The 9,602-nt window shown below is 64.0% G+C and carries 9 protein-coding genes; 5 read left to right on the plus strand and 4 right to left on the minus strand.

What is annotated here, in order from left to right; all coding sequences use genetic code 11:
- The first annotated feature begins 93 nt into the window (after window positions 1-93).
- Window positions 94-1,692: a fatty-acid--CoA ligase FadD8 gene (fadD8, locus tag ACIGKQ_RS09125; RefSeq protein ID WP_396573339.1), complete on the plus strand. Its 1,599-nt coding sequence runs from the start codon at window positions 94-96 to the stop codon at window positions 1,690-1,692.
- A 22-nt stretch (window positions 1,693-1,714) separates the two neighbouring features.
- Here fadD8 and ACIGKQ_RS09130 read toward each other — a convergent pair whose 3' ends face one another.
- Entirely contained in the window at window positions 1,715-2,965 is a 1,251-nt protein-coding gene (locus ACIGKQ_RS09130; RefSeq protein WP_396573316.1) for a cytochrome P450, read from the minus strand.
- 65 nt (window positions 2,966-3,030) lie between these two features.
- Window positions 3,031-4,272: a cytochrome P450 gene (locus tag ACIGKQ_RS09135; protein WP_396573318.1), complete on the minus strand. Its 1,242-nt coding sequence runs from the start codon at window positions 4,270-4,272 to the stop codon at window positions 3,031-3,033.
- Window positions 4,273-4,459: 187 nt separating this feature from the next.
- On the opposite strand from ACIGKQ_RS09135, the gene ACIGKQ_RS09140 reads away from it, so the two are divergent.
- On the plus strand, window positions 4,460-5,071 hold the full coding sequence (locus tag ACIGKQ_RS09140) for a TetR/AcrR family transcriptional regulator (protein ID WP_235726313.1): 612 nt from the start codon (window positions 4,460-4,462) through the stop codon (window positions 5,069-5,071).
- An 86-nt stretch (window positions 5,072-5,157) separates the two neighbouring features.
- On the opposite strand, the gene ACIGKQ_RS09145 is transcribed toward ACIGKQ_RS09140, so the two are convergent.
- Window positions 5,158-5,646: a nitroreductase family deazaflavin-dependent oxidoreductase gene (locus ACIGKQ_RS09145; protein WP_235726314.1), complete on the minus strand. Its 489-nt coding sequence runs from the start codon at window positions 5,644-5,646 to the stop codon at window positions 5,158-5,160.
- Window positions 5,646-6,809, minus strand: coding sequence for a steroid 3-ketoacyl-CoA thiolase (locus tag ACIGKQ_RS09150; RefSeq protein WP_235726315.1), 1,164 nt, complete (start codon window positions 6,807-6,809; stop codon window positions 5,646-5,648). Before ACIGKQ_RS09150 ends, ACIGKQ_RS09145 begins: the two co-directional genes overlap by 1 nt.
- Window positions 6,810-7,071: 262 nt before the next feature.
- Between ACIGKQ_RS09150 and ACIGKQ_RS09155 the strand changes: the two genes are divergently transcribed.
- Genes ACIGKQ_RS09155 through ACIGKQ_RS09165 form a run of 3 tightly spaced genes read left to right on the plus strand, consistent with a single transcriptional unit; the run spans window position 7,072 to window position 9,410 of the window.
- Window positions 7,072-8,361, plus strand: a complete 1,290-nt coding sequence (locus ACIGKQ_RS09155; RefSeq protein ID WP_396573321.1) for a cytochrome P450 — start codon at window positions 7,072-7,074, stop codon at window positions 8,359-8,361.
- Entirely contained in the window at window positions 8,358-8,810 is a 453-nt protein-coding gene (locus ACIGKQ_RS09160; protein ID WP_235726316.1) for a nuclear transport factor 2 family protein, read from the plus strand. The genes ACIGKQ_RS09155 and ACIGKQ_RS09160 overlap by 4 nt, the downstream gene beginning before the upstream one ends.
- 57 nt (window positions 8,811-8,867) lie before the next feature.
- Window positions 8,868-9,410, plus strand: a complete 543-nt coding sequence (locus ACIGKQ_RS09165; RefSeq protein ID WP_396573324.1) for a carboxymuconolactone decarboxylase family protein — start codon at window positions 8,868-8,870, stop codon at window positions 9,408-9,410.
- The last annotated feature ends 192 nt before the right edge of the window (window positions 9,411-9,602 follow it).

Consider the following 9,602-nt stretch of genomic DNA (forward strand, 5'->3'; position numbering starts at 1 on the left):
CCATGCACTTCATAGACGATCTTTGTCGTCTTTTCTTCCGAAAATCTGAAACACGTCCTAGTCTGGATGACCATGACCGATCTTCAGGATTCGATGACCGAGTTCGACCATCTGCGCGGCGGCACCCATCTCGGTGACCTTTTGGTGGCCGCATTGCGTCGCCATGCCGACCGCAAGGTGCTGTTCCTCGGCGACACCGAACTCACCGGTCGGCAGATGGCCGACGCGGTCAGTCGCTATCAGCAGGCCTTTGAATCCCTCGGTGCGGGCACCGGGTCGACGGTGGGATTGCTCGCACTCAACCGTCCCGAGGTGTTGCTGGTCATCGGTGCCGGGCAGACGCAGGGCTGGCGGCGCACCGCGCTGCACCCCCTCGGCTCGCTCGACGACCATGCGTATGTGCTGTCCGATGCAGGGGTGACGACTCTGGTCATCGACCCTGTGCCGATGTTCGTGGAGCGAGCGGTGGCCTTGGTCGACCGCGTCGAGAGCCTCAAGCAGGTGCTCACCCTCGGCCCCGTCCCCGAAGAACTCGCCGCCTACGGTCGCGACGTCATCGCCGAGGCCGATAACTTCTCGCCCAGGCCGCTGGCCGCCGCCGAACTCCCGCCCGAACACATCGTATCGATCACCTACACCGGTGGTACCACCGGCAAACCCAAGGGGGTCGTCGGCACCGCACGGGCGATGTCGACGATGACCCAGGTCCAACTCTCCGAATGGGAGTGGCCGGAGAATCCGCGCTTTCTGATGTGCACGCCGCTGTCGCATGCGGGTGCGGCATTCTTTGTCCCCACCCTGATCAAGGGTGGGTGCATGGTGGTGATGGGCAAGTTCGACCCGGGCGAGGTGCTGCGCGTCATCGAAGAAGAACGCATCACCGCGACGATGCTCGTACCGTCGATGCTGTACGCGCTGATGGATCACCCGGACTCCAAGACCCGCGATCTCTCGTCCCTGGAGACCGTGTATTACGGTGCCTCGGCGATCAATCCGGTGCGCCTCGCCGAGGCCATCGAACGGTTCGGTCCCATCTTCGCCCAGTACTACGGGCAATCCGAGGCGCCGATGGTGATCAGTTACCTCGGCAAGAACGACCACCCGAAACCCGGCGAGGATCCGCGCCGCCTGAGCAGTTGCGGGCGTCCGTCGGCGTTCCTGCGGACCGCGTTGCTCGGACCCGACGACAAACCCGTCTCCCAAGGGGAGCCCGGTGAGATCTGTGTGGCGGGACCGCTGTTGGCCGGAGGCTACTGGGGTCTGCCCGAGCAGACCGCGGAGACCTTCCGGGACGGCTGGTTACGGACTGGTGATGTGGCCCGCGAGGACGCCGACGGATTCTGGTACATCGTCGACCGCACCAAGGACATGATCGTGACCGGTGGCTTCAACGTCTTCCCGCGCGAGGTCGAAGACGTGGTGGCCGAACATCCTTCGGTCAGCCAGGTAGGGGTGATCGGTGTGGCCGACGACAAGTGGGGTGAGGCTGTCACCGCCGTGGTGGTGTTGCGGTCCGATGCCGAGCGCGACGATGCTGCCAAGGAGCGGATCACCCGCGAGATCCAGGAATCGGTCAAAGAACGCAAGGGCTCGGTGCAGTCACCCAAACAGGTCATCTTCACCGACTCGCTGCCGCTGACTGCGTTGGGTAAGCCCGACAAGAAGGCGCTGCGCGCGCAGTTCGCGGCGTAGGTCTTGGCGCGATCGCGGCTGTTCAGCCGGCGGTTGACGCCTGGCCGTAGGACACCTGCAGGTCCTTGACGCCGTTGAGCCAGCCGGAGCGGACGCGTTGCGGTTCAGCGATTTTGGTGATGTCGGGGACCAGGTCGGCGAGCGTGTCGAACAGGGTTCGGACCTCCAGTCGCGCGAGGTTGGCGCCGATACAGAAGTGGGCGCCGTTGCCGCCAAAACTCAAGTGCGGGTTCGGATCGCGGGTGATGTCGAACGTGAACGGGTCGTCGAACACCTCCTCGTCGTAATTTGCTGAGCTGTAGAACAATCCGACTCGCTGGCCGGCTGCGATCGGAACTCCCGACACCTCGGTGTCGACGCGTGCCGTGCGCTGGAAGCAGTGCACGGGCGTCGCCCACCGGATGATCTCGTCGACCGTGGTGGCCGGCCGCGACCGCCGATAACGCTCCCACTGATCCGGATGATCAAGGAAAGCGTTGAGACCGTGCGAGATCGCGTTTCTGGTGGTCTCGTTGCCCGCGATGACGAGCAGGATCACGAAAAAGCCGAACTCGGACTCGTCGAGGGCGTGGCCGTCGATGTCTGCCTGCACCAGGGTCGTCACGATGTCGTCGCGGGGGTGCGCGCGGCGGTCCTCGGCCATCGCGTAGGCATAAGACAGCATCTCGACGTGAGCGGTGAACGGGTCGTGCCTGCTGTCCGGGTCGTCCGGGTTGACCATGGAATCGGCCAACTCGCAGAGGTGTTCATGGTCGGCGGTGGGCACACCGAGCAGGTTGAGGATGGCGCGCAGCGGGACATGGACGGCAATGTCCTCGACGAAGTTGCCTGTCCGGTGTGTGGCCGCCGCGGTGATCAACTGGTGCGCATGTGCGCGCAGCCCGTCGTCGAGGGAGGCGACCGCCCGCGGAGTGAACATCCGTGACACGATCTTGCGCATCCGGGTGTGCTGTGGCGGGTCCATGTTCAGCAAGAACATGCGCCCGGCATCCACCTGTTCGCGGGTCGAGGATTCCGGCATCCGCATCACCGCACCCTTGGCCCAGTTCGACCACGTGTCGGTGTCCTTGGAAATCGCGCGAATATCGGCGTGGCGACTGATCACCCAGAATCCGTCGTCGTCGAAGAACCGCTGACTGTTGGGTTGCGGATTCCACCACACCGGCGCCGTGGCGCGGCGTTGCGCGAACTCGCGCAACGGCAGTCCGCGCTCGAGTAATGCCGGATCGGTGAAATCGATCTGGTGAGCACTGTCTTCGGTCGAGAGAGTCATGAGGTCCTCGCGATCCCCACACCACCGCAGTGTGGCCTACCTCACACGACGGTACCTGACGCCGGTCAACTCGAATAGCGGACAGGCAAGTCCTTCACTCCGTTCAGCCAGCCGGAACGGACGCGACGCATGTCGCCGATGCGGGTGATGTCGGGTAGTTCGTCGGCGATTGCGTTGAAGATGAGATTCAGTTCGAGGCGGGCGAGGTTGGCGCCGATGCAGAAGTGTGCACCGCTGCCCCCGAACGCAAGATGCGGGTTGGGATCGCGCGTGATGTCGAAGGTGAACGGATCGGTGAACACTGCCTCGTCGTAGTTTGCTGAGCTGTAGAACAGGCCGACGCGCTGGCCCTTCGCGATGTCCTGATCGCCGATCCGGGTGTCGGCGAGAGCGGTGCGCTGAAACGCGTGCACCGGCGACGCCCACCGAAGAATCTCGTCGACGGTGGTCACCGGGCGCTCGGCCTTGTAGAGATCCCACTGCGCGGGGTTGTCCATGAATGCGTTGAGGCCGTGGGTGGTCGCGTTACGGGTGGTCTCATTGCCGGCAGTGATCAACAGGATGACGAAGAAACCGAACTCCGCCTCGTCGAGTGCCTCGCCGTCGAGATCCGCTTCGATCAGCGTCGTCACGATGTCGTCGGTGGGATTGCGCCGACGCTCCTCGGCCATCTGATAGGCGTACCCGAGCAGCTCAGCATTCGCTGTGGTGGGGTCGATGGTCTGGTCGGGGTCATCGCTGTTGATGATCGCGTCGACCAACTCGTGGATCCGAGGGCGATCGGGCTCGGGAACGCCGATGAGGTCGAGGATCGCCTGCAAGGGCAGGTGCACGGCGATGTCGTCGACGAAATTGCCCGAACCCTTCTCGGCCGCCTCGCGCACGATACGTCGGCCCGAGGTGTACAGGTTCTCCTCCAGCATCGACACCGCTCTCGGGGTGAAGATGCGCGAGACGATCTTGCGCAGCCGGGTGTGCTCGGGCGGGTCGTGATTGACCAGCAACGCCTTGGTGAACTCGATCTGATCCGGCGTGACGTAGTCGGGCAGCCGGATGATTGCACCGTTGGCGTTGGTCGACCAGAGTTGGTTGTTCTTCGAGATCTCCCGAATGTGCGCGTGTTTGGAGATCACCCAGAATCCGCCGTCACTGAACCCGGAGGTGCCCTCGGGCTGGGCGTTCCACCACACCGGCGCGGTTCTGCGCAGCGTGGCGAACTCGCGGATCGGGATGCCCTGCTCCAGCACGTCGGGGTCGGTGAAGTCGAATCCCGGGCGGATGGTGCCCAGGCCGGTGGCTGTGCTCAAAGGAAACCTCCTGATGACGGCGGCAGTGCGCGCCGACGACAACGACATGTGTCAGCTGTCACCACACCATACACTAGGAAGAAATATGTATGGTCTCGCGGAAGTCGCCGGTTCTTTGTGCCTCGCCGGTAGGCTGACTCGTCATGAGCTGGCGTGGTGGGGTAGGCGGCGACGGGGCACGTGGCTGATGCGTACCCACGGTTGGGGCGGACAGGTGCCCGTCAACGACGCCGAGGCGCGGGCCCGCATCCTGGAGGCGACCCGGACAACCATCGACCGTCGGGGTGCCGCCACCAGCCTGGCCGACGTGGCCCGTGAACTGGGGGTCACCCGGCAAACCGTCTACCGCTACTACGCCGGTACCGACGAACTGCTCGCCGCCACCGCGGTGGTCGCCGTCGACGCGCTACTCGACCGGATGGCGGCACGGCTGCGTGGCATCGATGCCCCCGATGTCGCGGTGGTCGAGGGGCTGACCGGCGTGCTCGCAGAACTGCGTGACGACGACTATGTCGGCCTGCTTCTACGAGCGGACCGGGTGAGCGCGCCGATCGTCGGCGAGTTCACCTCGGAGCTCGGCCGGAACTTCGCCCGGTCCATCATCGACCGGATGGATGTCGACTGGTCGGCGCGTGGCTATGGCGACGACGATCTGGAGGTGATCATCGAGATCGTTCTGCGCACACTGCAATCAATGGTGCTCGACCCGGGTGGGTCGCAGCGCTCGGTCGACGATGTGCGGGGTTTTCTCGACGCGTGGGCAGGTGCGGCGGTGCGGGCGATGCCTGCCGGCCGGTGAGTATCACGAAGCGTCAGCGGGGCTCGCAGATCACCACCGGAATCGTCCGCTCCGTCGGTGGGATGGGTGGACGGGAGCGGACGAGTTCAGCGGGGCTCGCAGATCACCACCGGAATCGTCCGCTCCGTCCAGGCCGCGTAGGTGTCGAAGTCGGCATAGGTGTCGACGAGCTCTGGCCACAGCTCGGCGCGCTCGGACTCCGATGCCGTACGGGCCGTGAGATCGAAGGTCTCCGTCCCGAGTTGGATCGTCACCCGGGGATCGGCGACCAGATTCAGATACCACGCGGGATTCTTGGGCAGCCCACCCTGCGACGCGACAAGTATGAACGTGTCGCCCTTGCGGAGAAAGATCAGCGGCGCCGTGCGCGGTTCACCCGATTTGCGGCCGGTGGTGGTGAGTAGACATACCGGAACCGGTTTGCCGAACCCGGCGCCGACCCGCCAGTACTTGCCGAGTCGGCCGCCGGTTGCCTTGTACAGCTTGGTGTTCAGGCGTGAACCCACCTTGATGAGGCGTTGCACCACCGGCGACCCCAGCTGTTTGGGCCGGTTGGTCGGATCCATGACGGGCATCAGATGCGCTCGATGATGGTGCCGGTCGACAGCGCCCCGCCGGCACACATGGTGATCAACGCGGTCTGCTTGTCGCTCCGTTCGAGTTCGTGCAGGGCGGTGGTGATGAGTCGGGAACCGGTGCTGCCCACCGGATGTCCCAATGCGATGGCGCCGCCATTGACGTTCACCTTGTCCATGTCGGCCTTGTGAACCTGCGCCCAACTGAGGACCACCGATGCGAAAGCCTCGTTGATCTCCACGATGTCGATGTCCGACAACGACATCCCCGACTTCTCCAACACTCGCTCGGTGGATTGCACCGGGCCGTCGAGATGGTAGTGGGGCTCGGCGCCGACGAGTGCCTGTGCCACGATCCGTGCGCGCGGCGTGAGACCGAGTGCGCGAGCCTTGGCCTCATCCATGATCAGGATCGCCGCGGCGCCGTCGGAGATCTGTGATGACGTGCCTGCCGTGTGGATGCCGCCCTCGATCACCGGCTTCAACGCTGCCAACGAGTCCATCGTGGTGTCACGCAGTCCCTGGTCGCGGCCGACATCGAGGATCTTTCCGGTGAGCTCACCGTCCTTGGTGCGCTCGGGAGCCTTGAGGGAGAGCACCTCCCGGTCGAACCGGCCTTCGGCCCACGCCTGCTTGGCCAATCGCTGACTGCGTTCGCCCAGTGCGTCGGTGTCTGCCCGGGTGATGCCGCGTCGCTCGGCGATCCGTTCGGCGGATGCGAACTGGTTGGGCATGTCGATGTTCCACGAGTCCGCGTGGTACGGACCGGCATCAGTGCCGACATTCGCGCCCAGCGGGACCATCGTCATGGTTTCGACGCCACATGCGATGCCCACATCGATGGTGTCACTGGCAATCAGCCCGGCGATCAGATGATTGGCCTGTTGGGCTGAACCGCACTGGCAGTCGATGGTTGTCGCACCCACGTGGTCGGGCAGTCCCGCCGACAACCATGCCTTGCGGGTTATGTTGCCAGCCTGCGCCCCGGCCTGCGTCACGCAACCGCCGATGGTCTGCTCGACGATCGCCGGATCGATCCCAGCCTTCTCGATCACCCCACGCTGGGTCATCCCCAGGAGTTCCTCGGCATGCAGACCCGACAGCCATCCGGCCCGCTTGCCGATCGGCGAACGCGCCGCCTCCACGATCACCGGCACACCCATGCCTGACTCCTCTTCTGTGTGGTTTCGATCTCGCATCCAAATTAGAACAAGTTCTCATTCGAGTCCACGGACGGGTTCGGCGAACGCCGGGCCGATGCCGCGGATCGGATGTGGCAATGCTGATTGCTACCATCGCCCCACGTCACGAACTGCGCGCAGTGAGAAGACTAGAACAAGTTTCAATCTAGGACTGTCATCGGCGTCACAATGTGCTCTAATGAGATTGAAACAGGTTCTAAATCTCAGAGCGAGGTGGTGTGACGTGACCCAGGCACAGGGTGCGACGACCGGCGCCGAATCGGGGGGCGCTATGGCTGATTATCCGTTCATGGAGCAGGAGGGCTGGGACTTCACGAATCCGGAATTGCTCGAGAAGGGCATTCCGGTGCAGGAGTTCGCACAGCTCCGCAAGACGGCACCCGTCTGGTGGAACGCCCAGTTGCCGGGGAAGGGCGGCGGCTTTCATGACGGCGGGTACTGGGTGGCGTCCAAGCACGCTCATATCCGCGAGATCTCGAAGAACAACGACGACTGGTCGACAGCCACCAACGGCGTCATCATGCGGTTCGACGACGAGATGACCCAGGATCAGCTCGACGTCACCAAGGCGCTGCTGATCAACCACGATCCGCCGGACCACACCCGGCTGCGCAAGCTCGTCTCCAAGGCGTTCACGCCGCGCGCGGTGCATTCGTTGGAGGAGAAGCTCGACAACGCTGCCCGCACCATCGTCAGCAAGGCCGCCGAGAAGGGTACGGGCGACTTCGTGCATGACGTCGCCGTCGATCTTCCGTTGCTGGCCATCGCCGACCTGCTCGGTGTGCCCGAAGAAGACCGCGGCAAGCTGTTCGACTGGTCGAACAACATGATGAACTACGACGATCCGGAATTCGGCGAGGACCCGCAGATGGCGTCGGCCGAGATTCTGGGGTACGGCTACACGATGGCCGAGGCGCGGCGGAAAGACCCGGTCGATGACATCGTGTCGGTACTCGTCAACGCCGACATCGACGGTCAGAGCCTCGACGAGACCGAGTTCGGCTTCTTCTTCATCCTGTTGACCGTGGCCGGCAACGAGACCACGCGCAACGCCATCAGTCACGGTATGAATGCCTTCCTCGATCACCCGGACCAGTGGGAGCTGTTCAAGACCGAGCGGCCCGCCACCGCGGTCGACGAGATCGTCCGCTGGGCGACCCCGGTCAACTGCTTCCAGCGAACTGCCAAGCGGGACACCCAGATCGGCGGCGTCGACATCCAGGAAGGCGAGCGCGTCGGACTCTTCTACGGCTCGGCCAACTACGACGAGGACGTCTTCGACAAGCCGTTCGACTTCAACATCCTGCGCGATCCCAACCCGCATGTCGGTTTCGGCGGCAACGGCGCCCACTTCTGCGTCGGCGCCAACCTGGCGCGCATGGAGATCAACTTGATGTTCAACGCGATCGCCGACCTCGTGCCCGACATCAGTAAACTCGAATCGCCGCGCCGCCTACGTCACGGCTGGATCAACGGTGTGAAAGAACTCCAGGTCGATTACGGCACGAAATGACCACGCAAGAAAAGGAATCGCCGGCCTACCTGAACATCGACCGGGAGAATCATCCCGCGGTCCTGGCCGGTCGGCGGTCCCGCGAGTTCGTCATAGCGCGCGACAAGCAGGCGTGGGTGGACAACTTCGCCGCCGAGGGGTCGGTGGAGGATCCGGTGGGGCCGTCGATGTTCGATCCGGAAGGTAAGGGCTTCCGCGGACACGAACAGATTGCGGAGTTCTGGGACAAGTCGATTGCCACCACCGAGAGCATCGAGTTCGTCTTTGCCGACGAGATCATCTGCGGCGACGAGGTGGCCTATGTGGGAAAGATCGTCACCCACATCGCCGGCCACGTGTCCGAGGCGCACGGTGTGTTCACTTATCGCGCCGATGCGGACGGGAAGATGAGCGCGTTGCGCGCATTCTGGGAGGTCGAGAAAACGATCAACTCGGTTCGACCCGCCTGACCTGGTATTTCCGCGCCCTCAGCACGGAGGCCGCGAAAAGGGCGTTAGTGTCGGGCGATGCGCGCACTCAATCGAATCCGTGGTTTCGGCAGAGCGTTTCGGTCATCACAGCGACACCGGGGCGATCTGGTCGGGTGGCTTCGCCGCCGTCCGCAGATCGGTGCGGCCACCGGCCTCTACGAGACTGCGCTGTTGCTCAGCAATGCGCTCGAGCCGAAGCTCAAAGAACTCGCCGAACTGAAGGCGGCCGGCCTGATCAGCTGTGAGTTCTGTCTCGACATCGGCTCTGCGCTCGCCCACGACAGCGGCGTCAGCGAGCGGCAGATCCGCGACCTGCCGCGGTACCGTGACAGCAGCGCATACTCCGAGCTGGAGAAGCTCGTCATCGGCTACGCCGAAGCCATGACGCTGACACCTGCCGTCGGGGGCGACCTCGCTAATCTACGAGAAGCATTGTCGCGCCATCTATCGCGACGTCAGATCGCTGAGCTCGCGATGACCATCGCGTGGGAGAATCAGCGCGGTCGGCTCAACCAGGCCCTCGGGGTGCGACCGATGGGAATGTCGGACGGCCAGGCGTGCGCGCTCCCCGAGACGTAACCTCACCTCCCCACGCGCCCAGCACGGAGGCCGACCCCTTTCGCGCCGACAGAACCCAAAAATTCGCCGAGAGAAACCTCCCCGGCTCGCCGACGGATGGCGGATTCAACCGGTCGCTGCAACAGGATCGGACGGGTCTGATCGTAGTAGCTCGTCGAGTTTGGCGGCGGGCGTGAGCCAGCCGTGTCGTTT

The organism is Gordonia sp. NPDC062954, from assembly GCF_044543825.1.
GTDB classification, from domain to species: Bacteria; Actinomycetota; Actinomycetes; order Mycobacteriales; family Mycobacteriaceae; genus Gordonia; species Gordonia tangerina.

Bases quoted from the DNA above. Each gene is read 5' to 3' on its own strand.
- fadD8 (WP_396573339.1), top strand. From the start codon at position 94: ATGACCGAGTTCGACCATCTGCGCGGCGGCACCCATCTCGGTGACCTT.
- ACIGKQ_RS09130 (WP_396573316.1), bottom strand. From the start codon at position 2,965: ATGACTCTCTCGACCGAAGACAGTGCTCACCAGATCGATTTCACCGAT.
- ACIGKQ_RS09140 (WP_235726313.1), top strand. From the start codon at position 4,460: ATGCGTACCCACGGTTGGGGCGGACAGGTGCCCGTCAACGACGCCGAG.
- ACIGKQ_RS09145 (WP_235726314.1), bottom strand. From the start codon at position 5,646: ATGCCCGTCATGGATCCGACCAACCGGCCCAAACAGCTGGGGTCGCCG.
- ACIGKQ_RS09150 (WP_235726315.1), bottom strand. From the start codon at position 6,809: ATGGGTGTGCCGGTGATCGTGGAGGCGGCGCGTTCGCCGATCGGCAAG.
- ACIGKQ_RS09160 (WP_235726316.1), top strand. From the start codon at position 8,358: ATGACCACGCAAGAAAAGGAATCGCCGGCCTACCTGAACATCGACCGG.
- ACIGKQ_RS09165 (WP_396573324.1), top strand. From the start codon at position 8,868: ATGCGCGCACTCAATCGAATCCGTGGTTTCGGCAGAGCGTTTCGGTCA.